The following is a 23,247-nucleotide window of genomic DNA, read 5'->3' as shown; positions in this document are numbered from 1 at the left end:
GAAGCGCTGGGAAGGAAGGTGGAGCTAGGAGAAGGTGACGGATGAGGTTGGGACTGTGTTCTCGGGTTGGTCGCCGAGGGACCAGGCGGCTACGCGGGAGACGATGTGGGCTGGGATTTCGTCGGCGACGCCGGGGACTGCGGGGGCGTTGTAGGTGGCGTGAGCGTCGTACGGGAGGACGACTCGGTAGCCGCGGGCGAGGGCGGTCTTGGCCGTTGCGTGTACGCACATCTCTGACATCACGCCGCAGATGGTGAGGGCGCGGACGCCGGCCGAGACCAGGATCTCGCCGAGCGGAGTGGCGTCGAAGCCGTCGTCGCGTGGTTTGCGAATCACGTGTTCGCGTGGGCCGGGTTTGATCGGTAGGTGCAGCTCCCAGCCGGGAGTCTCCGGCTCGTCGTCAGCTCCAGGTGGCCCGTCGTTTTGCAGGTGTACGACGACTGCGCCAGCCGCCCGGGCTCGGTCCAGCAGCTCATCCACCCGTGCGAGAAGCCGATCAGCTCCAGGTACGGCGCCATCGCCCGAGACGAATGCGGTCTGCATGTCCACAACAACCAGGGCGTCGGTGGGACGAGGAGATGAGCTCATGGCGTCATCTTCGCTGGTTTGGTGAGGGGGTGCACTGGGATTGTCGGGGGCGCGTGGGATGCTGGCGGCGTGGCTGCTCGTAGGGGTTCTGCGCCGAAGCTTGGTGATGTGTTGCTGGTGACCGGGGCCGAGTCGTTCCTTGCGGATCGGGCGGTTCGGTCGGCGATTGCGGCGGTGTCGAAGGAAAGTTCCGACATCGAGGTGACAGACGTTGACGCGGCCACGCTGGACATCGGGGTGTTCGCCGAGTTGACCGGGCCGTCGTTGTTCGCGAGCGAGCGGGTGCTGGTGCTGCGGATGTTGGAGAACCTGCCGAGCGAGATGGCGCCGCGGTTGATCGAGTACGCCGGTTCGCCGTCGGACGACGTACTCGCGGTGCTGGTGCACTCCGGTGGTCAGAAGGGGAAGGCCGTTCTCGACAAGTTGCGGAAGGCATCGGTCAACGAGGTCGTCGCGACGGCGCCGAAGGCTTGGGAGCTGCCGCAGTTCGTGGCAGGGGAGATCCGGCTGCACGGCGGGACTGTCGACGAGGGGGCTGCGGCGGCGCTGGTCGACGCGGTCGGTCATGATCTGCGGGCGTTGGCTGGGGCGTGTTCGCAGTTGGTGTCGGATTCCGGCGGTCAGGCGGTGACCTCTGAGCTGATCGGGCAGTACTTCGGTGGGCGTGCGGAGGTCACGAGTTTCGCCGTTGCTGATGCCGCGATCGCTGGGCGGACCGAGCCGGCGCTGGAGCAGCTGCGGTGGGCGCTCGACTGCGGTGTCGCGCCGGTGCTGGTGACGAGCGCGATGGCGGGCGGGTTGCGCGGGCTGGCGAAGTACTCGAGTGCGCCGAGCGGGATGCGGGATGCGGATCTGGCGCGGGAGGTCGGCGTACCGCCGTGGAAGCTCAAGCAGCTCAAGCAGCAGTCACGCGGTTGGACCCCAGGCGGACTCGCGACCGCGATTAAGGCGGTCGCGCAGGCCGATGCGGACGTCAAGGGTGCTTCCGGGGATGCCGGGTACGCGCTGGAGCGCATGGTGCTCACCGTCACCCGCTCCCACGGCCGCCGCTAGACCGTCGCGCCGAAACCCCGCTAACCCGAAGGTCCTGCTCGAGCTGACCATCTCAGGGGTCAACCCCTGAGCTTGCCGGTTGCGCAGCCGGAATGTGCGGGGTCAACCGGCAATCCGAGGGGTTGACCCCTGAGATGGTCCGGTTGTCCGCCCGGACTGCGCGCCATGCGGCGAGGTCAGGGGTTGACCCCTGAGCTGGACCGTTGTCCGGCCGGATTGTGCGGGGTCAACCGGCAAGGTGAGGGGTTGACCCCTGAGATGGCCGTCTGGGGAAGGGCGCCGGGTGGGTGAGCCGGGGGATGGGCGGTGGTGCTCGGCTGGCGCGGGGGTTGGTCCGTGGTTTGGGTACGCAAAAACGATCGGCCGGTCAGCTGGGACGGGCCGATCGTTTGGGGGCCGCGGGGAGCGGCCCGGCGTTAGACGGAGGCGGCCTTCTTGAAGATGGCCGACTTGCGGTTCGCCGCCTGGTTGGCGTGGATGACGCCCTTGCTGACGGCCTTGTCGAGCAGGCGGCCGGCCTTGCGGGCGGTCTCCTGGGCCTTCTCGGCCTCGCCGGCGTCGACGGCCTCGTGGAAGCGGCGAACAGCCGTCTTGAGGGTCGACTTCACCGACTTGTTGCGAAGTCGCGCAGCCTCGTTCTGGCGGTTGCGCTTGATCTGGGACTTGATGTTCGCCACGGAGCAGTGCCTCGATCAGAAGTATGCGGTCAGTACAGGATGGTGTTGCGGGCGCACGGCTGAGCACCACCCGTGAACGCGCGAACAGCCAGATTACCAACAAGCCACGCCCAGCTCCAAACTCACGACCCCTCGGCGGTCGATTTCAGCCGCACGAGCGTGGTGTGGATGCCGTGGACATTACGCGGAGTGCGGTTGCCGAAGATCGGCCGGAAGAGGAGTTTCAGCCCGGACGGCCGATGATCGGTCCAGGATTCGGTGACCTCGCAGCCACCCGAGGTGGGGGTGAAGTCGTACTCCCAGAGCGAGATCGGGATCGGCCCGAAGTGGATGCTGAACGCGAACCGCCGGCCGGCATCGGCGGCCACCACCCGGCCGAACGTGACCCAGCGGACCGCACCCGCCCGGTTGTGCCCGACAAAACGTGAACCAACAGTCGACCAGGTGACGCGGGTGCACTCCGGGCTCCACTCGCGCATCCGGGGCAGATCGCTGACCAGCGCGTACACGGCCTCGGCAGAGGCCTGCACGGAGATCGTTTCGGTCAGGTGGGGCATCGGGTTTTCCCTTGCTGTCGGCATCCATCTGCTGGAGTGAGCGTGACATCGACGCGGGCCTGACGGCATACTCGGGCCCTCGTGACGCTGGTCACGGGAAGCGAGCCCCAAGCTCCACCATCGCGCAGCCCAAGCCCTGGAGGAACTCCGTGACCCGCAAACGTCAGGCGATCGTCGTCGCCACCGCGCTGATCGCCGCCGCAGCCGGCGTACCGCTGCTGGTGAACGCCGCCAACGCGAGCCAACCGACCACCGCTGACCCGGACCTCAAACGCTCCGACACCGGTTCGTACATCGTCCAGCTCGACGACTCCCCGGTCGCGGAGTACGACGGTGACATCGCCGGCCTCGCCGCGACGAAGATCGCCCCTGGCGGCAAGCTCCTCAAGACCGCCGCCCCGGTGATCGACTACGTCAAGCACCTCGCGAGCGAGCGCGACCAGCTCCTGCACAACAGCAAGATCACCAAGCTCTACGACTACAACTACACGTACGCCGGATTCTCCGCCCAGATGTCGTACGACGACGCCGTGAAGCTGGCCAAGTCGTCCGGTGTGAAGAGCGTCGAGCCGAGCGAGATCGAGCACGTGGACACCGTCGACACGCCGCGCTTCCTCGGCCTGTCCGGTAAGGGCGGCGCGTGGCAGCAGGCGGGCGGTATCGACAAGGCCGGCGACGGCGTGATCATCGGCATGATCGATTCCGGGTACACCCCGGAGCGCCCGAGCTTCGCGCCGATGAAGACCACCAAGCAGTCCGACGCGATCATCGCGAAGAAGTGGAAGGGCACCTGCCAGGCCGGTGAGGAGGCGCCCGTCACCTGCAACAACAAGGTGATCGGCGCCCGGTACTTCGACAAGGGCATCGGCACCCGTCCGATCCCGGCGGAGTACAAGTCGCCGCGCGACTACGGCGGTCACGGCACCCACACCGCGAGTACTGCGGCCGGCAACTACGGCGTCGACATGACCGTCATGGGCCGGGACTACGGCAAGGGCTCCGGAATGGCGCCGCACGCGCGCCTCGCGATCTACAAGGCCCTGTGGGCAGTCGACGCGACCGGTGGAGGCAGCGGGACCGACGCCGACATCGTGGCCGCGATCGATGCCGCGGTCGCGGACGGCGTGGACGTCATCAACTACTCGATCTCCGGCAGCGGTTCGTCGTACGTGAACGCCACCGGCCTCGCCTTCCTGCGCGCGGCCAAGGCGGGCGTGTTCGTCGCCTCCAGTGCGGGCAACACCGGCCCGGGCGAGGCGACCGTCGGCAAGACGTACCCGTGGGTGACATCGGTTGCCAACGGCACCCATGACCGCGACATCCAGACCACGGTGACGCTCGGCAACGGCAAGTCGTACACCGGCGCGGGTATCGGTGCCGGCGTACCGAGCTCGCCGGTGATCCTCGCGAAGGATGCGGGACTGCAAGGAGCCGACCCGGCCAACCTCGTACTCTGCCAGGCCGGCACGCTCGACCCGGCGAAGGTCAAGGGCAAGATCGTGGTCTGCGACCGTGGCGTGAACGCCCGCGTCGACAAGAGTCTGCAGGTGAAGAACGCCGGCGGCGTCGGCATGATCCTGCTCAACCTCACCCCGAGCACGCTCGACTCGGATCTGCACTCGGTCCCGACCGTCCATCTCGACGACACCAAAGCCGCCGAGATCAAGGCGTACGTCAGCGCCACCGCCAACCCGACGGCGGCCATCAGCGCGGGTACGCCGGTCCGCGTGACCGCCCCGATGGTCGCCGCCTCCTCCAGCCGCGGCCCGTCCCCGGCCGGCAACGGCGACCTGCTCAAGCCGGACATCATGGCGCCGGGTACGAACGTCCTGGCCGCGACGACCGCGTTCAGCGCGGCCGGTGGCGAGTACGCGTTCATGAGCGGTACGTCGATGTCCACGCCGCACATCGCCGGCATCGCCGCCGTACTGAAGAGCAAGCACCCGACCTGGTCCCCGATGGCGATCAAGTCCGCGATGATGACGACCGCGACCGACAAGGACACCAGCGGCAAGCCGATCAAGAACGACTCCGGCTCCCAGGCCAACCCGTTCGGGTACGGCGCCGGCGAGGTGCAGCCGAAGCTGGGGATGGACCCGGGTCTGGTCTACGACTCGACGTACACCGACTGGGCGAAGTTCGTCTGCGGTTCCGGTCAGGTGCCGGCCACGCACGAGCTGTGCGCGAACGGCAAGATCGATCTGAGCGACCTCAACTACCCGACGATCGCGATCGGTGATCTGGCCGGCAAGCAGACCGTGACCCGGACCGTGACGAACGTCGGCAAGCTGCCGGAGATCTACGTCCCGAAGGTCGAGGGCCTGAAGGTTCTAAAGGTGACCGTGTCGCCACGCATCCTGATCACGCTGCCCGGCCGCAGTACGACGTACAAGGTGACGTTCGAGAACAACGGCGCACCGCTCGAGCAGTACTCGTTCGGCCGCCTGATCTGGAAGTCCGCGCAGCACTCCGTGGCCAGCACACTGGCGATCAAACCGCTCACGGTGAAGGCGCCGACTCAGGTCAACGGCACCGGGACGAGCGGTTCCGTCGAGGTCCCGGTCACGGCTGGGTACGCCGGAACGCTCAACGCCAGCGCGGTCGGTCTGAGCCCGGCCACGGTCGGCGAGGCAGCGCTGAAGAGTCCGGGTGGCGTGGCGTTCCCGACGACCGCCCCGAAGGCCAACGACCACGTCGCGAAGTTCACCGTCAACGTCCCGGCGGGTACGACGTACGCCCGGTTCTCCACCTTCGACGCTGACTACCCAGCGGGCACAGACCTCGATGTGTTCGTCTACCAAGCCGGTACGACGACTCTGCTCGGCAGCAGCACCGGTGGCTCGGCGGAGGAAGAGGTCAACCTCCCGCGACCAGCAGGTGGCCAGGTGGACGTGTACGTCGACCTGTACGCCGGAGCGAACGAGCAAGCGGTCAAACTCAACCACTGGCAACCGCAGAAGGCCGAAGGCAACCTGACCGTCACCCCGGCCAGCCAGCAGGTGACAGTCGCCGGCCAGACCAACGTCACCGCCAACTGGACCGGCCTGACCGCAGGTACCCGCTACCTCGGCCAGGTCCACTTCACCGATGGCGCCGACGGCTCCGGCTCCACCATCGTCCGAGTCGACAGCTGAACACTGAACATCGGCCCAGCACGCAACCAGCGTGCTGAGCCGATGGACGTGGATCAGGGTTGAACTTGGGCGATGATCTCGTCAGGCTTGACGATCGCGACCTGCTTGCATTCGCCGGTCGCGACGGCGCAGCGGAACAGCTTCTGCGCCGGACCAGCTTCGTCGACCACGATGATGTTGTCCGGGTCCTCGAAGACCGCGTCCTGGAACCACTTCGCCGTGGCCGGAAGCTTCATCTTCGTGACCTTCCCGCTGGCGATGTCGACGGCGACCCCGATGTTGCTGATGGTCATCGTCGCCCCGTCCGGTGACACCGACACGTACGCCGCGGCCACTGGGGCTTTGAAGCAGTATTCACGCTTCGCCTCGAGCCCCTTGGCTCCCAGCGTGGCAGCTGTGACGCAGGACTGGTCGCCCTTGAAGGCGATGTGCGTGACGATGTTGTTGCTGCGCGTCATGTGCAGGGTGCCGGCGCTGAATGTCCCGACCGTCCGGACATCCTTCGATCCGGGCTGCCAGAGCTTCACGGCCACCGGGTGCGGAGAGTGCTCGTCCAGCCAGATGCCGTCCTTGTTCCAGCCGAGGAGTTCGAGGTTCGGGGTCTTGACGGTGAGGCTCGACACCTCCTTGCCGGTCCTGATGTCGACGACGACCACTCGATTCTCGGCCCGGCCGTACTTCGAGAGCGCGACGGCGAACTGTTGCCCGTCGGGTGAGATCCTCGGGCCGAAGGCCCCGAGCGGCCCGATCGGCCGGACCTTGCCGGTCGTCGAGACGATGGCGACCTGTGCCTTGTCCGGATCGGGGTAGCCGGTGTTGACGAGCCAGCCGCCCTCGGTCCGTGCGACGACATTGCCCTTCACACCCGGGTTCTTGACGGTCGTGCCGCCGTCGTGGATTGCCGCCCACCAGGTGTCGAGTGGGTTGTCCGGGTTGTTCTGGACGAGAGTCGTGTACGGGATCTTGGGTGCTCCGGCCGAAACCGGACCCATGGCGGGCAGGCCGCTGACGGACGGCTGGTCGTCGTGCTTGCCCAAGCCGTTCAGGAAGGGCACGGACAGGGTCAGTACCGCTGCGATACCGGCAGCGGCCACCGCCATCGGCACCCAGCGGCGACGGGTGGAGGTGCCGGTGCTGTCCAGTTCCAGGCCTGGGCCCTGGGCGGAGTCGGGGACGGTGTCGGCCTTGGCGTGCAGGTAGTCGCGCAGACGGGTCTCGGTGTCGTTCATCGGAGTTCCTCGAGTTTCTTGGTCAGAGCCGTGAGGCCGCGCGACGCGGTCGCCCTGGCGGTGGATGCGCTGATGCCGAGGATCTCGGCGATCTCGTCGAAGGGCAGGTCGAGGTAGTAGCGCAGGACCAGCACCTCGCGGGGCCGGGTGGCCAGCTGCTGGAGTGCCCGGCGTACCTGGAGGCGTTCCTCCCCGAGCACCGCAGTGCTCTCCGCGGAGTCCTGCGGCGCCTGCGGCGGTGGGATGTAGAGGCGTGCCACCCTGCGGCGCCGCAGCGCGGACCGGCTCGCGTTGAGCACGGCCGAGCGCAGGTATCCGAGTGCCTTGTCGGAGTCCCTCAGCGGCCATCGCCGGTACAGCTGGGCGAACGCCTCCTGGACTATGTCTTCGGCTGTCTGTCTGTCATCGATCACCAGGACGGCCAGGCGCACCAGACCGCGCCACTCGCGGCCGTAGAGCGCCGAGACGGCTTCGCGCGCCTCGTCGCCGGCCGCCGCCTGGTGAGGATGCTGCTCGATACTCACCACTAGATTCGTCACACCCCCAGAGACGCGCATCCCCCCGAAACGCTGCATCAGAGCCGTTCGCGGACCCAGTCGAGGTGGATGATCGCCTGTTCGCGCTGCCAGTCCCGGATGGTCGGCAGGCCCGGTGGCGCCGGCTGGGCGGCGCCCCACCACAGGCCGCCGGCGACGGCTGCGATGAAGCCGGTGATCGCGACGTCGTCAGGCAGGTCCGGCAGTACGACGGACGCCCGCATGTCCGCATGCAGGATGACGGTGTCCGTCCAGCGCGGAGCCAGCGCCGGGTGCGCCCAGTCGATGAACACCACCCGGTCGTCGGTCAGGATGATGTTGTCCGCCCGCAGGTCGTAGTGCGCCAGTGCCTTTCCCTCGGCCAGCGCCCGGATCCCGGTCTGCGCCAGCTCCGCGAACTCCTCCACCCGGCCCTCCATCCACGCCGGTACGGCGAGGTTGTCGGCCAGCACGTTGTCCCACCGGCTGAGGAAGTCGTGACTCCGGACGGCAACCAGAGGTGCATCAGGCCACGGGGACGGGTCCAGCGCGTCCGTCAGCGACTCCAGCGCGTCCAGGACCCGGTCCGCGTCCGCCTGCTCCCACGGGTGGGCCGGCAGCCGTCCCGAGATGTCCTCGAACAGCAGCCCGACCCAGTCGCCGTCGTCGTACACGTCGTAGAGCGTGGGTGCCATGGGGAGCGGGCCGATCGCCTGCACGGCCGTGATCTCCTGGCGGAACAACTCCGGCGTTTTCGGGTTCAGCGACGTACCGACGGCCTTGAAGAAGGCTCGGCGGCCGGAGGCGGTCACCAGGCGGGCAGCGACTCCGGGCGAGAAACCGCCCTGCTGTGTGGCAGCCGTCACCACCTCGGAGCCGAGCGTGCGCTCCACCCAGTCCCGGACCGGCAAGGGCATCTTCTCGTAGGGCAACCGGACCCCAGCAGCGTGCGCCATGCGTCACTACGGTAGGCGGTCAGGCGGTCGGCCGCTCGCGATTTTAGATTCCGCTGGACCCGCATGGGATGATTGACCGGATATCACCCAAGACCAGAACTGGATCCCCTCCGTGCCCGTTGGCCCCACGAATGTGCCGCAGCCGGGTCGTACCGACCCGTCGCTGATCCGGAACTTCTGCATCATCGCCCACATCGACCATGGCAAGTCGACGCTGGCCGATCGGATGCTGCAGATCACCGGTGTCGTCGACGGGCGCCAGATGCGGGCCCAGTACCTGGACCGGATGGACATCGAGCGCGAGCGCGGCATCACGATCAAGTCGCAGGCGGTCCGGCTCCCGTTCGCCCCGAAGCCGGACACCCCCGGCGGGCTGCTGGCCCCGGACGGTACGACGTACATCCTGAACATGATCGACACGCCGGGCCACGTGGACTTCACCTACGAGGTCTCGCGGTCGCTCGAAGCGTGTGAAGGCGCCGTGCTGCTGGTCGACGCAGCGCAGGGGATCGAGGCGCAGACCCTGGCGAACCTGTACCTCGCGCTGAACGCCGACCTGCACATCATCCCGGTGCTGAACAAGATCGACCTACCGAGCGCGCAGCCGGAGAAGTACGCCGCCGAGCTGGCCCACATCATCGGCTGCGACCCGTCGGACGTACTGCGGGTGTCAGCCAAGACCGGCGAAGGCGTCGAGGAGCTGCTCAGCGAGATCGTTGCCCAGGTCGAGCCGCCGAAGGGCGTCAAGGACGCGCCGCCGCGGGCGCTGATCTTCGACTCGGTCTACGACACGTACCGAGGAGTGGTCACGTACGTCCGGGTGGTCGATGGCGAGCTGGTCCACCGGGACCGGATCAAGATGATGTCGACCGGCGCGGTGCACGAGATGCTCGAGGTCGGGGTGATCTCGCCGGAGCCGATGAAGACACCGAGTATCGGCGTGGGCGAGGTCGGGTATCTGATCACCGGCGTGAAGGACGTCCGTCAGTCCCGCGTCGGTGACACCGTCACGGCGGCGGTCCACGGCGCGACCGAAGCCCTCGGCGGCTACAAGCATCCCCAGCCGATGGTGTACTCCGGCCTGTTCCCGATCGACGGCGACGACTACCCGACGCTCCGGGACGCGCTCGAGCGGCTCCAGCTGAACGACGCCGCCCTGCAGTACGAGCCGGAGACCTCGGGTGCGCTCGGGTTCGGGTTTCGCTGCGGGTTCCTCGGGCTGCTGCACATGGAGATCGTCCGGGAGCGGCTCGAGCGCGAGTTCGACCTGGACCTGATCTCGACCGCGCCGAACGTGGTCTACCGGGTCGAGATGGAGGACGGCAAGGAGTACGTCGTCACCAACCCGAGCGAGTTCCCCGAGGGCAAGATCGCCGACATCTACGAGCCGGTGGTGAAGGCGACGATCCTCAGCCCGAAGGACTTCATCGGGGTGATCATGGAGCTGTGCCAGACCAAGCGGGGCAACCTGCAAGGCATGGACTACCTGTCCGAGGATCGGGTCGAGCTGCGCTACACGCTGCCGCTGGCCGAGATCGTCTTCGACTTCTTCGACCAGCTGAAGTCCAAGACGAAGGGCTACGCGTCGCTGGACTACGAGCCGACCGGCGAACAGGCCGCGGCGCTGGTCAAGGTGGACATCCTGCTGCAGGGCGAGACGGTCGACGCCTTCTCGGCGATCGTGCACCGCGACAACGCCTACGCGTACGGCGTCGCGCTGGCCGGCAAGCTGAAGGAACTGATCCCGCGGCAGCAGTTCGAGGTGCCGATCCAGGCCGCGATCGGGTCCCGGATCATCGCCCGCGAGTCGATCCGGGCGATGCGCAAGGACGTGCTGGCCAAGTGCTACGGCGGTGACATCACCCGTAAGCGCAAGCTGCTGGAGAAGCAGAAGGAAGGCAAGAAGCGGATGAAGATGGTCGGCCGGGTGGAGGTCCCGCAAGAGGCCTTCATCGCAGCCCTCCGTACGACGGAGTCCGGCGAGAAGGCCGGCAAGAAGTAGGTGTCCGTCGACATCCCGGAAGGTCTGCTGGTCGTTGCTTCACGCGGCCAGGACTGGGCGGACTGGCTTGATCGGTTGCCGCGGCTGACTCGCGACCTGCTCGACGAGTGGGACCTGCGGGTTGACGGTACGGCGGCGTACGGGAACTGCGCGCTCGTCGTACCGGTGCTGACTGCCGACGATCAGCGGGCCGTACTCAAGGTGCAGTTCCCGCACTGGGAGGCCGAGACCGAGCACCTGGCGTTGCGGGCGTGGGCCGGTAACGGCGCCGTACAGCTGCTGCGGGCGGATCCACGCCGTTTCGCCTTGCTGCTCGAGCGGTTGGAATCGCGCGATCTGACAACGATCGATGCGCTCGATGCCTGTGAGATCGTTGGCGGCACCTACAAACGGCTGCATATCCCGGCCGGACCGCAGTACCGGACGTTGTCCGGGGAGCTGAAGCGGTGGGTGGAGCGGTTCCGGAAGCTGCCGGCGTCCGCGCCCGTCCCGCATCGGTACGTCGAGCAGGCGATCTCGTTGTCGGAGGACTTCATCGCCGACCCGGCCACCGACGGCCGGCTGATCCACACCGACCTGCACTACGAGAACATGCTGGCCGCGGATCGCGAACCCTGGCTGGTGATCGACCCGAAGCCGCTGTCCGGCGATCCGAACTTCGAGGTGGCGCCGCTGATCTGGAACCGTTGGGACGAGGTGGCGGCCGCCCATGACCTGCGGTTCGCGGTCCGGCAACGGTTCTGGACCACGGTCGACGCCGCCGGGTTCGACGAGGACCGCGCCCGCAACTGGGTGATCGTCCGGCAGATGCTGAACGTGCTGTGGACGCTCGAGGATGCCGGCAGCGACGAGTCGCTGCCCCAGGACTGGCTGACCCGCAACATCGCGATCGTCAAGGCCATCCAGGACTGACCTCCCGGGCGTGGAGTCGGCAGCTCGACAGTACGTATATGTCCACTGCGGCCGCTTGCACGCGTGACGCCCCCGATAAGCGCGTCAAGTAGGCCTATACGTACTGTCGAGCTGCGCGCGATCGAGGTGCGGCCGCTCGAGTCGCTGCACGACCCGGGGGTGAAGTACGAGACATTGGGTTGTAGTTAGTAGTTACTACCTACTAACTTCGATGCCATGACGCGGATGACCGGGCGGGAGCGGCGGGAACAGATCCTCGGGATCGCGGCGGAGGAGTTCGCGACCGCCGGGTTGTACGGCGCCTCGACCGAGACGATCGCCCGTCGGGCCGGGATCACGCAGGCGTACGTGTTCCGGTTGTACGAGACGAAGAAGCGGCTGTTCCTGGCTTGTGTGGATGCCGCGTTCGAGCGGATGGCGCTGGCGATGCTCGCGGCCGCCGGCGGGTCGAGCGGGATCGAGGCGCTGACGGCGATGGGGCAGGAGTACAACGACATGCTGGCCGATCGCACGACCCTGCTGCTCCAGCTTCAGGGGATCGCCGCGGCCGCCGCCGGCGACGGTGAGGTCCGCGACGCCGTCCGCGCCAGCTTCGCGCGACTGTGGCAGGCCGTCGCCGACACCGCCCAGGTCGATCCGGTCACGATCAAGTCGTTCCTTGCCTTCGGCATGCTTCTCAACACGAACGCCGCCCTCGACCTGCCACGCGTCGATGAACCCTGGTCCCGCCAGGCCAGGACCCTCATCAAACCGGGCCTCTTCACTCACATCACCACCGAGACGAACCAATGAGGACGTCGCCCCGCACGCTGGTCTGGTTCCTGGTCTTCGTCGGCCTGATCGTCGCGGTGATCGGGAGCCTCGGAGCCCCGCTGATCACGGCGGTGGCCGAGCAGTACGGCGTATCCCTGGCGGCCTCGCAGTGGACCCTGACGATCGCGTTGCTCGCCGGAGCGGTGGCGACGCCGGTGCTGGGGCGACTCGGGTCGGGGCCGCGGCGACGGACCGTCGTACTGGTGATGCTGGGGGTTGAGGTGGTCGGGAGTCTGCTGACCGTGCTCCCGCTGCCGTTCGCGTTTCTGCTGGTCGGCCGGGCGGCTCAGGGGTCCGGGCTCGGGCTGGTCGTGTTGATGATGGCGGTCGCTCGGGATCATCTGGACGAGCAGCGATCGGCGCGCACCATCGCATTGTTGTCGGTGGCATCGACCGCCGGTATCGGCATCGGCTATCCGTTGTCGGGGCTGCTCACCGACCTCGCCGGCGTACGCGCCGCCTACGGACTCGGTCTGGTCGTGACCGCAGCCGCCTTGCTCGCCGCCTTCTTCGCGCTCCCACAAGCTCCACCACGTCCGTCGACCCGCCTCGACGTCCGCGGCGCGATCCTCCTGGCGATAGCCCTGCCCGCGCTACTCCTGGTCATTGGCCAGACCAACCTTTGGCGTAACCACGTCGGTCTCGCGATCGCGATCCTCGTGGCCGCGATCCTGTTGCTGATCGGCTGGACGTTTCTTGAGGCCCACACCGACCAACCGCTGGTCGACGTACGCCTGCTGCGTCATCCGGCGATTGCGGCTGCCAACCTCGTGATGCTGACTGGGGGAGTCGGCATGTACCTGCTCTTCAGTCTGATCACGCGGTTCGTGCAAACGCCCGCCGAGGCCGGCTACGGCTTCGGTCTGAACACCTTCCAGGCCGGCCTGGTCCTCGTCCCGTTCTCGATCCTCGGCTTCGTTGCCGGCCGTCTGGTCCCGGGCTGGCGGGAGCGGCTCGGTGCGCGATTGTTGCTGATGGCAAGTACGGCGGTTGTCCTCGCGGCGTTCGTACTCTTCGCGGTCGCGCGGTCACACCTGGTCGAGCCGATCGTTGCGAACGGCATCCTTGGTTTCGGCGTCGGGGCGTTCTCCGCTGCCATGCCCGCCGTCATCCTCGCGGTCACCCCGGCCGCGGAGACCGCTAGCGCGATGAGCGTGAACGCGGTCGTCCGCAGCGTCGGCTTCTCCACCGGAAGCGCGCTCGGCGGACTCATCCTGGCGGCCCACACGACGGGCGTCTTCCCCCGCGAGTCCGGGTACGGCGCCGCCGCCTGGATCGGCGTGGCCGCGACTGCAGCGACCTTGCTGATCATCGCCGTACTGCCGCTCAAGCGCGAATAACCTGTGGATCCGACCTAGGTGACCGAGGGAAGATGCTGGTATGCGGTTGCTAACGGTCAATGTGGTGGAGAAGCTGATCCCGGGTCCTAAGGAGACGGGACAGACCGCAATCGACAAGCGACCGCAGCCGGGCCGGGTCCCCGTCGGCGAACTAGGACTGGCCGGCGACCGGGTCTGCGACACCGAGAACCACGGCGGCCTCGACCTCGCCCTCTACGCGTACGCCGAAGAGGACGCGAACTGGTGGGCCGCGCAACTCGACCGCGATATCCCGACCGGCCTGTTCGGCGAGAACCTCCGGACCGAGGGACTCGACGTCAACGGCGCGCTGCTCGGTGAGATCTGGCGGATCGGCGACGAGGTCGAGGTGATGGTCCGCGCACCGCGCATCCCGTGCATCACCTTCCAGCACCGCATGCAGGAACCCCACTGGGTCAAGCGCTTCCACCTGGCCGGCCGGCCCGGCGCGTACCTCAAGGTCCTCCGCACCGGCACCATCGGAGCCGGTGACCCGATCGAGATCCTGAGCCGCCCGGACCACGAGGTCACCGTCCGCGAAATGTTCGGCGCCCAGGACCCAGTCAAGCTGCAGGGCATGCTCGACTCCGGTGTGGACCTGATGGACGAACTCCGTGACCTCGCTCACCGTGTGACAGCGCGCGGGTGAGCGCCGCCACCGACACGCCCGCAGCCAACGGCCTGCTGCCGGCGCCGGGTCCACTGCGGCCGCTCGCCCTCGCGACACTGCTCAGCCGGGTCGGCAACGGCCTGCTGATGACCGTCAGCGTCCTGTACTTCAATCGCATCATCGGTTTGTCGATCGCGCAGATCGGTCTCGGCCTGACGGTCGCCGGTCTGTTCGGCTTGCTCTCGGCGGTCCCACTGGGCCACCTCGCCGATCGACGCGGTCCGCGCACGCTGTTCGTCGTACTCAGCCTGATGGTCTGCGGCCTGTCGCTGCTGTATCTCTTCGTTCACACGTTCTGGCAGTTCCTCGTCGTCTCGATCGTGCTGACCGTCGTCGACCGCGGCGCGGGTGCGGTCCGGTCAGCGTTGATCGCGGCGATTACGCAGGGCTCCGGTCGGGTCGCCGCCCGGGCATATCTGCGGGCGGTCACCAACATCGGCATCATGGCCGGCGCGGGGATCGGTGCGTTCGCGCTGCATTTCGACACAGGTACGGCGTACCGCTTGATGTTCGTGCTCGACGCGGCACTGAGTGTCGTCGCGGCTCTGGTCGTCCTCGCAGTTCCACGCGTCGCGCCGCTACCGCACTCCGACGACGGTCCGGTCTGGATTGCGTTGCGCGACCGTGGCTACCTCGCGGTGGCCGGGCTCAACGCCGGTATGTCGATCCACTATGCGATCTTCGACGTCGCGATCCCGCTCTGGGTGGTGGACCACACCAACGCGCCGCGCTGGACGGTCGCGCTGACGCTGATCATCAATACCGTGGTGGTCGCGCTCTTCCAGGTCCGGTCCTCACGCGGAATCTCTGACCCGAAGTCGGCCGCGCGGGCGACTCGGACGGCCGGACTGTTGCTGCTGGCATCGATGGTTCTCTTCGCCGGTGCCTCCTGGGGGAACGCCGCGGTAGCCGTCGGACTGCTTGCACTGGGCACCTTGGTCCAGGTCGCCGGCGAGCTGCTGCAGTCGTCCGGTTCGTTCCTGCTCGGCTTCGACCTCGCCCCGGACCACGCCCAAGGTCAGTACCAGGGCGTCTGGAACACCAGCATGTCGATCAGCACAATGGTCGCACCCACCGTCCTCGCCTTGCTTCCGCTCGGTCTCGGCGTACCGGGTTGGATCATCCTCGGCGTGTGGTTCGCAGTGGTCGGGGTCTTGTTCGTGCCGGTGGTGCGTTGGGCGGCTGCGCGTCAGTTGGTTGGTTCGCGGTAGCCGAGGGCGGCGGAGATCTTGCGGGCTGCCTCGATGGCAGCGGGTGCCATCAGCGCGACCTGGGCGATCGACTGTTCCAACGACAAGGTGGAGATGCTGACCGCGGCGACGGCTGCGCCGGTGTGGTCGTGGATGACGGCGGCGACGCAGCGGATGCCGGGCTCGTTCTCCTCGTCGTCGAGGGCGTAGCCGCGGGTGCGGACCTGGGCGAGATCGGTCTTGAGTGCGGTCGCGGTGGTGTGGGTGAGCGGCGTACGCGCAGGCAGACCGGTCCGCGTGATGTGGACGTCGAGGTCGTTCTCGTCCTTCTCGGCGAGCAGAGCCTTTCCGATCCCGGTGCAGTGAAGCCAGATCGCCTTGCCGACCCGGGACGGCATCCGGTACGGCTTCGGGCCGTCGAGGCGTGCGACGTAGATCGCCTCGTCGCCGTTCAGCAGCCCGACATGCACCGTGCAGCGTGTCTGCGCGACCAAGTCCGCGAGTACCGGACGAGCGACCGTGGCCAGGTCGACGTTGGTCAGCGCATGACCGGCCAGCCGTAACGCCTTCGGACCCGGATGGTACGAGCCGTCGTCGGCCTGCGCGACGAACTCGTGCTCGACCAGCGACGCCATGATCCGGTGCACGGTCGACTTGGCCAGACCGGTCGCGTTCACCACGTCCGTGAACCGCGAGTGCTCCAGCACGGCGTCCAGCACCATCAACGTCTTGTCGATCGCCGAAGGCGAGCTCATGTCGCTCATCCCTGCCACTCCTATCTGGCCGAATTATCTGGAGAGCCAGCCACCGTCGACCGCGAGGACATGGCCGTTGATGTAGTCCGCCGCGGACGAGGCCAGGAAGACCGCGGCGCCGACGACGTCCTCCGGCCGCCCCCAGCGGCCGGCCGGGATACGCTGCCGGATCGCGGCCTCGCGGGCCGGGTCCGCGCGCAGCTCGGCGGTGTTGTCGGTACTGATGTAGCCGGGCGCGATCGCGTTCACCTGGACTCCGGCCGGTCCCCACTCATTGGCCAGTGCCCGGGTCAGTCCCGCGACCGCATGCTTGCTGGCAGTGTAGGCCGGAACCGTGACCCCGCCTTGGAAGCTCAGCAACGACGCGATCGTGACGATCTTCCCGGTACGGCGTTCTGCCATCGCGGCCCCGATCGGCCGGGTGACCGCCCAGGTCGAGTTGAGGTTCACGTCGATCACGTGCTGCCAGTCCGCGGTCGTGGTCTCGGCCGCCGGCGCCCGCCGGATCGTGCCGGCGTTGTTGACCAGGATGTCGATCTGCCTGGTGCGCGCGAGCTCGATCGCGGCCTTCTCGACCGCTGCCGGGTCGGCGAAGTCCGCGGTGATGACGGTCGCCTCGCCGCCGTTCTGCTTGATCGCCTCGAGTGTGTCCTCGAGCGCCGCGTCCCGGGCCATCAGGATCAGCTCGGCGCCGGCCGCGGCGTACCCGGCCGCGATGGCCGCACCGATACCACGCCGCGCTCCGGTCACCAGCGCCGTACGACCCTCGAGGCTGAATGTCACCGCAGGTCCTGTACGTCGACGCCGTCCATGTCGCCGAACGCCTGGTTCTCGCCGGCCATCGCCCAGACGAAGCTGTACGACGACGTGCCGCAGCCGGCGTGGATCGACCAGCTCGGCGAGATGATCGCCTGCCGGTCGGCGACCAGGAGGTGCCTGGTTTCGTCGGGTTCGCCGAGCAGGTGGACGATCCGCTCACTCTCCGGCAGACCGAAGTACAGGTAGCACTCGGTACGGCGGTCGTGGGTGTGAGCCGGCATGGTGTTCCAGGTGCTGCCGGCGTGCAGCGTGGTCACACCGAGCACGACCTGGCAGCTGCGGACGCCGTCGGCGTGGATGTACTGGTCGATCGTGCGGCGGTTCGCGGTCTGCTGGTCGCCGAGCTCGAGCCGGTTGCCTTCACCGGGGTTGATCTGCGTGGTCGGGAAGTCGGTGTGGGCGGGCGCGGAGAAGACGTAGAACGCCGCCTCGTGGCCCTCGAAGACGACGTCACGGACGCCACGTCCGACGTACAGGCAGGCGCCCGTGGTCAGCTCGTACTTCGTGCCGTCTGCGGTGACCGTGCCCGGTCCTCCGACGTTGACGATGCCGGCCTCGCGGCGTTCGAGGAAGAACTCGCTGCGCAGCTCGGGGTAGGTGTCCAGGGTCAGCGGCCCGCTCGTCGGGAGGGCGCCGGCGAGCACGATGCGGTCGTGGTGGGTGAGCACCGCGGTGATCGTGTTCGGGACGAAGAGGTCGTCCACCAGGTAGTGGCGGCGCAGCGCGGCGGTGTCGAAACCGGGCAGCTGCTCGGGATGGGTGGCGTGCCTGATCTGCAGAGTCACGGAACTAGGTTCTATCTCATGGAACCTGCCGTCAAGCCTGGAACACGGTCTGGAAATGTTCCAGGTTCCGTCTGTTGACACTCGGTTCTGTTCAATGGAACCTTCTAGTCACTTGCCCATCGCCCCTGGGAGGTCCTCCATGACCGCTTTGGACTGGACAGTCCTGGTCGCGTACTTCGTGTTGATGGTGCTGATCGGGCTCTGGTCGCGCACCAAGGTCAAGACCGTCGTCGACTACTTCACGACCGGCGGCCGGATTCCCTGGTGGTTGTCCGGCATCTCGCACCACATGTCTGGTTACAGCGCGGTCATGTTCGTCGCGTTCGCGGCCGTTGCCTACAGCTACGGAATCACGGTCTACGTGTGGTGGGCCATGACGATCGGCGTCGGCGTTGGGATCGGCGCGTTCCTGTTCGCGGCCCGCTGGAATCGGTTGCGCGCGAAGCACGGCGTGGTCTCACCGCTGGAGTACCTGGCCCGTCGGTACAACCTGCCGACACAACAGGCCCTCGCGTACTCCGGTGCCGCGCTGAAGGTCGTCGACATCGCGTCCAAATGGGTCGCGATTGCCGTTCTGCTGAACGGATTCACCGGCGTGCCGATGCGGTGGGGGATCCTGCTGACCGGTGTGGTGACGATGTTGTATGCGACTCTCGGTGGGCTGTGGGCCGACGTACTGACCGACTTCGGGCAGTTCGTGATCCAGTTCGGCGCCGGCGTCGCGATGTTCATCGGAGTGCTCTCGCACCTGGACGGCGTACCGACGTTGTGGAAGATGTGGGACCAGTTGCCGGCGGGGCACGGACATGCGCTGAACGGGCCGTATACGCCGATCTTCCTGATCGCATTCCTGTTCATCAAGACCTTCGAGTACAACGGCGGCATGTGGAACCTGGCGCAGCGCTACATGGCCGCGCCGTCCGGATCCGCGGCGAAGAAGTCCGCGCTGCTGTCGTCGGCGCTCTGGCTGGTCTGGCCGTTGATCCTGTTCATCCCGATGTGTGCGGCGCCGCTGCTGGTACACCCAGGCAAGCCCGAGCAGTCGTACGTCGAGCTGTCGCAGCTGCTGTTGCCGAGCGGGCTGATCGGCCTCGTGCTGGCCGGGTTCTTCTCGCACACGATGGCGATGGTGGCCTCCGACGCGAACGCGATCTCGTCCGTGATCACGCGGGACCTGGCGCCGGTGCTGGTACCTCGCGTGCGCCGGCTGACCGATGCCGCGACGTTGAAGATGGCGCGGATCGTGACGTTCACGTTCGTGACGGTGAGCATGCTGATCGCGATCGCGACCAACGGCGAGGGCGTCGTACTGAAGATCGTCGTCGACCTGGTCGCCGCGACGATGGGGCCGATCGCGATCCCGTTGATGCTCGGGCTGCTTCCATGGTTCCGGCGCAGCGGGTCTCGGGCGGCACTAGTGTCGTGGGCGGTCGGCCTGATCGTCTGGGTGATCGTGAAGTACGGCTTCGATTCCACCGACCAGACTTTGGTCGTCGCGTTGCCGTTGGCAACCTCACTGGTGGTGTACGTCGGCCTCGGCCTGCTGCTGCCGGAGAATCGGCAGGACGTCGACGAGCTGCTCGACTCGCTGAACACCGATCCCGAAGAGGTCACCGCCCGTCCGGTGGCCGTCCTCAACTGAAACCCTTTAGGAGACCGTCCATGCCGAACATCACCGTCGAACTGCTCTCCGGTCGCACCCTCGACCAGCGCCGCGAGTTCGTCGCCGCCGTCACCGACTCCGCGATCGCCATCCTCGGCGCCAAACGCGAAGCCGTCCGCATCGTCTTCACCGAAATCGAAAAGACCGACGTAGCCAACGGCGGCACCCTGGTCGCCGACGCCTAGGCGGTCCGCTCTCTGAAACTTCCAGGCGTTCACGCCGCCGACCTATTACGCTGCCAAGCATGCGAGTTGGTGTGTTTGGTGCTACGGGTCAGGTCGGCGGCGTGATGCGGGAGTTGCTGGTCGAGCGCAACTTCCCGGTGGACGAGGTGCGGTTCTTCGCCTCGGCCCGGTCGGCGGGGAAGACGTTGCCGTTCGGGGATCGGGACATCGTGGTGGAGGACTCCGCTACGGCCGACTTCACCGGGCTCGAGCTGGCGTTGTTCTCGAACGGAAAGACAGCCTCCAAGGAGCTCGCCCCGAAGGTTGCGGCCGCGGGTGCTGTCGTCGTCGACAACTCCTCGGGCTGGCGGATGGATCCCGACGTACCGCTGGTCGTTTCCGAGGTGAACCCCGGGGACCTGGACACGATCCCGAAGGGCATCGTCGCCAACCCGAACTGCACCACGATGGCCGCGATGCCGGTTCTCGCCCCGCTTCACCGCCAAGCGACCCTGACCCGCCTCGTCATCTCGACGTACCAGGCCGTCTCCGGTTCCGGCGGCGTTGGCGTCAGTGAGCTCGAGGATCAGGCCCGCGCTCTCGCCGAGGTCGGCGGGAAGCTTGCCCGCGGCACCGATGGCATCACGCTGCCCGAGCCCAAGGTGTACGCCGGTCCGATCGCCTTCAACGTGCTCCCGCTGGCTGGCTCGATCGTTGCCGATGGCACCGGTGAGACCGACGAGGAGCAGAAGCTCCGGAACGAGAGCCGCAAGATCCTGCACATCCCGGACCTGCCGGTCGCCGGCACCTGCGTCCGCGTGCCCGTCTTCACCGGCCACTCGCTCAGCATCCACGCCGAGTTCGCCGAGCCGATCACCCCGGAGCAGGCCACCGAAATCCTCACCGCCGCTCCCGGTGTGGCCGTCACGGACCTCCCGACCCCGCTGCTCGCAGCCGGCCAAGACCCGTCGTACGTCGGCCGCATCCGCCAGGACCAGTCGGTCCCGGGCAACCGCGGTCTGGTCCTGTTCGTCTCGAACGACAACCTCCGCAAGGGCGCCGCGCTGAATGCCGTCCAGATCGCCGAACTCTTGGTATCTCGACGTCAAGAAGGTTGACATCGAGAGAAACTGGGACGCACCATAGGCGGGTGGATTCCGAGACGCTGCACGCCTACGACACCGGTGCCGCCGGGTACGCCGACGACTGGGAGACGCAACCCGCCGGTACCGATCTCCAGGACCTCGTCCGCACCTACTTCACCCTCGGCCCGACGGCGGACGTCGGGTGCGGCAGCGGTCGCGACACCGCCTGGTTGACCGCGAACGGCTTCCAGGCGGTCGGTCTCGAGCCGTCCGCCGGCCTCCGTGCCGAGGCCGAGCGGCGTCATCCGGACGTCGCGTTTCACGACGCCGCCCTGCCCGAGCTCGCCGGCGTCGCGTCGAACAGTTTCACCAACGTGCTCTGCGAGACCGTGATCATGCACCTCGAGCCGAGCACGGTCGGTCCCGCGGTACGACGTCTTGTCGACATCCTCAAGCCTGGTGGCGTTCTCTACCTCACCTGGCGGGTGTCAGCGGACGACAAGCGTGACGACTCCGGCCGCCTGTACGCCGCCGTCGACGTCACCACGGTGAAGGGCGCCCTCGGCTCGTGTGACCTCCTCCTCGACGAGGAGGTCACAAGCGCGAGCTCGGGCCGGACGATCCATCGTGTCGTCGCCCGAAAGCATCAGCAGCGGTAGAAGTCCTTTGTGTACACTCCGTTGACCGCGGTCAGGGTGTGGTCGAAGCAGCCGTTGCCTAGGGCCTGGAAGCGGACGGTCTGGGTTCCGGTTGCGTGGCGTTGGTCGCGCGGTACGCCGTAGATCCAGGAGGCGCGGCCGTCGTACGTCTCTGTCGTCACGCGCCCCGGAGTGCGGATCGTGTCGTGGATCTTCAGGTCCGTGACCACGTCGTACCCGCCGGGAATCGTTGCGTTGGGCAAGAACGTGAGGACGCCGTTCTTGCCGTAGTCGAGATCGGTACGGGCGACGTGACCGTTGCTGATGGTTGTCGAGGTGTCCCGCCAGCTCGCGTCGAGGATGTCGCGGGACTCGCCGGCTTCCCAGGCGTGCTTGGAGATGTTGCTCAGCGCGCGCTGGACCGTCGTACGGATCCGGCCGGCCGACGTGTCGACGTACCCGCTGATCTTGAGGCTGCGTGACGCCTTTGTGTTCACGGAGCCGGCTTCGTTCGGTGCGCCGGTCACGGTGTCGGTCTTGGTCAGCGGGCTGACGGCGTACGACGTGAGTCCGCCGCGGGTCTGGCTGCGGTGTGCGTCGGTCCAGACGTGCAGGTTGGGGACGGTGAACCAGCCGGACTGACCGGCCGGCACCCCGTCGACGTGGATGCGGAACTCGTGTGGCTTGCCGTCGGTGAGCAGTCCGGCGAACGGCGTGAGGTCGTAGGTCAACGGCTTGATGTCGAACGCGCGCGGTGCCGGGGACGGACGCCAGGAGTACGGGTTCGACCAGCCGCCGGTGTAGATGTACGGGTACGGCAGCGCGACCCCGGCAAGCTTCCCGTCGATCGACACGTCGACCTCGCGGTACGGCGATCCGTCCGGGCAGGAGTACCCGGTCTCGGCCGGGGCGGACGTGTCCCAGAACTCCTCGCAGCCGCCGCCGGACCCGGTGACGTAGACCTCCCCGAGCAGGCGGGTCGTGTTGCGCGGCAAAGTCGCCGTACCCACCAGATCGGAGTCCTCGCGGGTCTGGTTCTGTAGCGGGAGTACGGCGTTCGCGGTCCGGGCGGCCGGGGTATGGCGGTCGGTCATGTAGAAGTCGAGCGTCACGGTGATGTCGAGGACGCCTGTGTAGGTGTCGTCGACGACGTTGCCGAGCTCCATCACTACGGGTTGCGGGGTGCGCAGTAGCGGGATGTAGGAGGTGACATCCTTCTCGACGTTCCAGGCGATGCCGTCAGTGCTCGGCTCCGGGGTGGACGTGCGGAAGACGCCGACGCCGCCGATGGTGATGTGGCCGAGGCGGTCGTACTGGACGCCCTTCACCTCACCGTGCATCCGCAGTACGACCTTGGACCACGGACCCTGGCAGCCGGCCGGGGGCGTGTAGGTCGACTGGTACGGATCGAAGTTCTTGAACTGATTGTGGACAATCTGCACTTCGCAGTGCTTGGTGTCCGGCACCGCCACCACGGGTGCGGGCGTCCGCGGATCGTCATAGTCGGAGCCGAACTCCGTCGGCGGGGTCGCCGCCCGGGCCGGGGAGGCCAGGCCGAGCAGGAGAACGGAGAGTGTGACCAGGGCCACCGGCCGTATGCGCATGTTGCGGAAACGTAATGGAGAAGGTTCGGCCGGGCAAGCGAGTGGCATGGTCAGGAGTACTGGATAGCTATTACTCTCCG

At 67.3% G+C, this 23,247-nt stretch carries 22 protein-coding genes; 12 read left to right on the top strand and 10 right to left on the bottom strand.

Annotation, left to right across the window (positions count from 1 at the left end):
* Nucleotides 1–24 precede the first annotated feature (24 nt).
* Nucleotides 25–588 carry an isochorismatase family protein gene (locus EV650_RS13715; protein ID WP_134118920.1) on the bottom strand — a complete coding sequence of 188 codons (564 nt, stop codon included), beginning with the start codon at nt 586–588 and terminating at the stop codon, nt 25–27.
* 69 nt (nt 589–657) lie between these two features.
* Here EV650_RS13715 and holA point away from each other — a divergent pair, with 69 nt between their 5' ends.
* Nucleotides 658–1,641, top strand: coding sequence for a DNA polymerase III subunit delta (holA, locus tag EV650_RS13710; protein WP_134118918.1), 984 nt, complete (start codon nt 658–660; stop codon nt 1,639–1,641).
* 416 nt (nt 1,642–2,057) lie between these two features.
* Here the strand turns inward: holA and rpsT are convergent, their stop codons facing one another.
* Together rpsT and EV650_RS13700 are read right to left on the bottom strand one after the other, a co-directional pair.
* The gene (rpsT, locus tag EV650_RS13705; protein WP_134118915.1) at nt 2,058–2,318 is read right to left on the bottom strand and encodes a 30S ribosomal protein S20; all 261 of its coding nucleotides are present in this window, start codon (nt 2,316–2,318) and stop codon (nt 2,058–2,060) included.
* A 122-nt stretch (nt 2,319–2,440) separates the two neighbouring features.
* Nucleotides 2,441–2,875: an SRPBCC family protein gene (locus EV650_RS13700; RefSeq protein WP_166678108.1), complete on the bottom strand. Its 435-nt coding sequence runs from the start codon at nt 2,873–2,875 to the stop codon at nt 2,441–2,443.
* Between the two features lie 149 nt (nt 2,876–3,024).
* On the opposite strand from EV650_RS13700, the gene EV650_RS13695 reads away from it, so the two are divergent.
* A complete protein-coding gene (locus EV650_RS13695) occupies nt 3,025–6,009 on the top strand; it encodes a S8 family serine peptidase (protein ID WP_134118911.1) in 2,985 nt (994 codons plus the stop codon).
* A gap of 53 nt (nt 6,010–6,062) precedes the next feature.
* On the opposite strand, the gene EV650_RS13690 is transcribed toward EV650_RS13695, so the two are convergent.
* Genes EV650_RS13690 through EV650_RS13680 form a run of 3 tightly spaced genes read right to left on the bottom strand, consistent with a single transcriptional unit; the run spans nt 6,063 to nt 8,709 of the window.
* Nucleotides 6,063–7,238, bottom strand: a complete 1,176-nt coding sequence (locus EV650_RS13690; RefSeq protein ID WP_134118909.1) for a hypothetical protein — start codon at nt 7,236–7,238, stop codon at nt 6,063–6,065.
* The gene (locus tag EV650_RS13685) at nt 7,235–7,777 is read right to left on the bottom strand and encodes a sigma-70 family RNA polymerase sigma factor (protein WP_238174192.1); all 543 of its coding nucleotides are present in this window, start codon (nt 7,775–7,777) and stop codon (nt 7,235–7,237) included. Before EV650_RS13685 ends, EV650_RS13690 begins: the two co-directional genes overlap by 4 nt.
* 35 nt (nt 7,778–7,812) lie before the next feature.
* The gene (locus EV650_RS13680; RefSeq protein ID WP_134118905.1) at nt 7,813–8,709 is read right to left on the bottom strand and encodes an aminoglycoside phosphotransferase family protein; all 897 of its coding nucleotides are present in this window, start codon (nt 8,707–8,709) and stop codon (nt 7,813–7,815) included.
* Nucleotides 8,710–8,821: 112 nt separating this feature from the next.
* On the opposite strand from EV650_RS13680, the gene lepA reads away from it, so the two are divergent.
* From lepA to EV650_RS13650, 6 genes are all read left to right on the top strand, one after another.
* A complete protein-coding gene (gene lepA, locus EV650_RS13675; protein WP_202874497.1) occupies nt 8,822–10,711 on the top strand; it encodes a translation elongation factor 4 in 1,890 nt (629 codons plus the stop codon).
* Nucleotides 10,712–11,623, top strand: coding sequence for an aminoglycoside phosphotransferase family protein (locus tag EV650_RS13670; protein ID WP_134118903.1), 912 nt, complete (start codon nt 10,712–10,714; stop codon nt 11,621–11,623). It begins immediately after the preceding gene.
* Between the two features lie 216 nt (nt 11,624–11,839).
* A complete protein-coding gene (locus EV650_RS13665) occupies nt 11,840–12,415 on the top strand; it encodes a TetR/AcrR family transcriptional regulator (protein WP_202874495.1) in 576 nt (191 codons plus the stop codon).
* Nucleotides 12,412–13,776 carry an MFS transporter gene (locus EV650_RS13660; protein WP_134118901.1) on the top strand — a complete coding sequence of 455 codons (1,365 nt, stop codon included), beginning with the start codon at nt 12,412–12,414 and terminating at the stop codon, nt 13,774–13,776. Before EV650_RS13665 ends, EV650_RS13660 begins: the two co-directional genes overlap by 4 nt.
* 40 nt (nt 13,777–13,816) lie before the next feature.
* Nucleotides 13,817–14,443, top strand: coding sequence for an MOSC domain-containing protein (locus tag EV650_RS13655; RefSeq protein WP_134118899.1), 627 nt, complete (start codon nt 13,817–13,819; stop codon nt 14,441–14,443).
* Nucleotides 14,440–15,675 carry an MFS transporter gene (locus EV650_RS13650; RefSeq protein WP_134118897.1) on the top strand — a complete coding sequence of 412 codons (1,236 nt, stop codon included), beginning with the start codon at nt 14,440–14,442 and terminating at the stop codon, nt 15,673–15,675. Before EV650_RS13655 ends, EV650_RS13650 begins: the two co-directional genes overlap by 4 nt.
* Here EV650_RS13650 and EV650_RS13645 read toward each other — a convergent pair.
* The 3 genes from EV650_RS13645 to kduI are packed head-to-tail and all read right to left on the bottom strand — an operon-like array spanning nt 15,654 to nt 18,013.
* Nucleotides 15,654–16,409 carry an IclR family transcriptional regulator gene (locus EV650_RS13645; RefSeq protein ID WP_134118895.1) on the bottom strand — a complete coding sequence of 252 codons (756 nt, stop codon included), beginning with the start codon at nt 16,407–16,409 and terminating at the stop codon, nt 15,654–15,656. The genes EV650_RS13650 and EV650_RS13645 overlap by 22 nt on opposite strands.
* A gap of 33 nt (nt 16,410–16,442) precedes the next feature.
* Nucleotides 16,443–17,192, bottom strand: a complete 750-nt coding sequence (locus tag EV650_RS13640; RefSeq protein WP_134118892.1) for an SDR family oxidoreductase — start codon at nt 17,190–17,192, stop codon at nt 16,443–16,445.
* Complete coding sequence (kduI, locus tag EV650_RS13635) at nt 17,189–18,013, bottom strand: 5-dehydro-4-deoxy-D-glucuronate isomerase (protein WP_238174191.1); 825 nt, start codon at nt 18,011–18,013, stop codon at nt 17,189–17,191. Before kduI ends, EV650_RS13640 begins: the two co-directional genes overlap by 4 nt.
* A 139-nt stretch (nt 18,014–18,152) precedes the next feature.
* Between kduI and EV650_RS13630 the strand changes: the two genes are divergently transcribed.
* Genes EV650_RS13630 through EV650_RS13615 form a run of 4 tightly spaced genes read left to right on the top strand, consistent with a single transcriptional unit; the run spans nt 18,153 to nt 21,584 of the window.
* Nucleotides 18,153–19,655: a sodium:solute symporter family protein gene (locus tag EV650_RS13630; protein ID WP_134118890.1), complete on the top strand. Its 1,503-nt coding sequence runs from the start codon at nt 18,153–18,155 to the stop codon at nt 19,653–19,655.
* A gap of 20 nt (nt 19,656–19,675) precedes the next feature.
* A complete protein-coding gene (locus tag EV650_RS13625; protein WP_134118888.1) occupies nt 19,676–19,861 on the top strand; it encodes a tautomerase family protein in 186 nt (61 codons plus the stop codon).
* Nucleotides 19,862–19,920: 59 nt separating this feature from the next.
* Nucleotides 19,921–20,958 (top strand): aspartate-semialdehyde dehydrogenase, encoded by a 1,038-nt coding sequence (locus EV650_RS13620; RefSeq protein WP_134118886.1) that lies wholly within the window; start codon nt 19,921–19,923, stop codon nt 20,956–20,958.
* 32 nt (nt 20,959–20,990) lie between these two features.
* Complete coding sequence (locus EV650_RS13615; protein ID WP_134118884.1) at nt 20,991–21,584, top strand: class I SAM-dependent methyltransferase; 594 nt, start codon at nt 20,991–20,993, stop codon at nt 21,582–21,584.
* Here the strand turns inward: EV650_RS13615 and EV650_RS13610 are convergent.
* Nucleotides 21,572–23,167 (bottom strand): peptide-N4-asparagine amidase, encoded by a 1,596-nt coding sequence (locus EV650_RS13610; protein WP_134118882.1) that lies wholly within the window; start codon nt 23,165–23,167, stop codon nt 21,572–21,574. The genes EV650_RS13615 and EV650_RS13610 overlap by 13 nt on opposite strands.
* Between the last annotated feature and the right edge of the window lie 80 nt (nt 23,168–23,247).

This window comes from Kribbella kalugense (assembly GCF_004365875.1).
GTDB lineage: Bacteria > Actinomycetota > Actinomycetes > Propionibacteriales > Kribbellaceae > Kribbella > Kribbella kalugense.
The sequence above is the reverse complement of the archived record's forward strand: the minus strand, read 5'-3'. Positions and strand labels throughout refer to the sequence as shown.

Coding starts and splice junctions, on each gene's coding strand:
- EV650_RS13655 (WP_134118899.1), top strand. CDS start 13,817: ATGCGGTTGCTAACGGTCAATGTGGTGGAGAAGCTGATCCCGGGTCCT.
- EV650_RS13660 (WP_134118901.1), top strand. CDS start 12,412: ATGAGGACGTCGCCCCGCACGCTGGTCTGGTTCCTGGTCTTCGTCGGC.
- EV650_RS13715 (WP_134118920.1), bottom strand. CDS start 588: ATGAGCTCATCTCCTCGTCCCACCGACGCCCTGGTTGTTGTGGACATG.
- EV650_RS13625 (WP_134118888.1), top strand. CDS start 19,676: ATGCCGAACATCACCGTCGAACTGCTCTCCGGTCGCACCCTCGACCAG.
- EV650_RS13610 (WP_134118882.1), bottom strand. CDS start 23,167: ATGCGCATACGGCCGGTGGCCCTGGTCACACTCTCCGTTCTCCTGCTC.
- EV650_RS13645 (WP_134118895.1), bottom strand. CDS start 16,409: ATGAGCTCGCCTTCGGCGATCGACAAGACGTTGATGGTGCTGGACGCC.
- EV650_RS13665 (WP_202874495.1), top strand. CDS start 11,840: ATGACGCGGATGACCGGGCGGGAGCGGCGGGAACAGATCCTCGGGATC.
- EV650_RS13700 (WP_166678108.1), bottom strand. CDS start 2,875: ATGCCCCACCTGACCGAAACGATCTCCGTGCAGGCCTCTGCCGAGGCC.
- EV650_RS13630 (WP_134118890.1), top strand. CDS start 18,153: ATGACCGCTTTGGACTGGACAGTCCTGGTCGCGTACTTCGTGTTGATG.
- EV650_RS13690 (WP_134118909.1), bottom strand. CDS start 7,238: ATGAACGACACCGAGACCCGTCTGCGCGACTACCTGCACGCCAAGGCC.
- EV650_RS13620 (WP_134118886.1), top strand. CDS start 19,921: ATGCGAGTTGGTGTGTTTGGTGCTACGGGTCAGGTCGGCGGCGTGATG.
- EV650_RS13680 (WP_134118905.1), bottom strand. CDS start 8,709: ATGGCGCACGCTGCTGGGGTCCGGTTGCCCTACGAGAAGATGCCCTTG.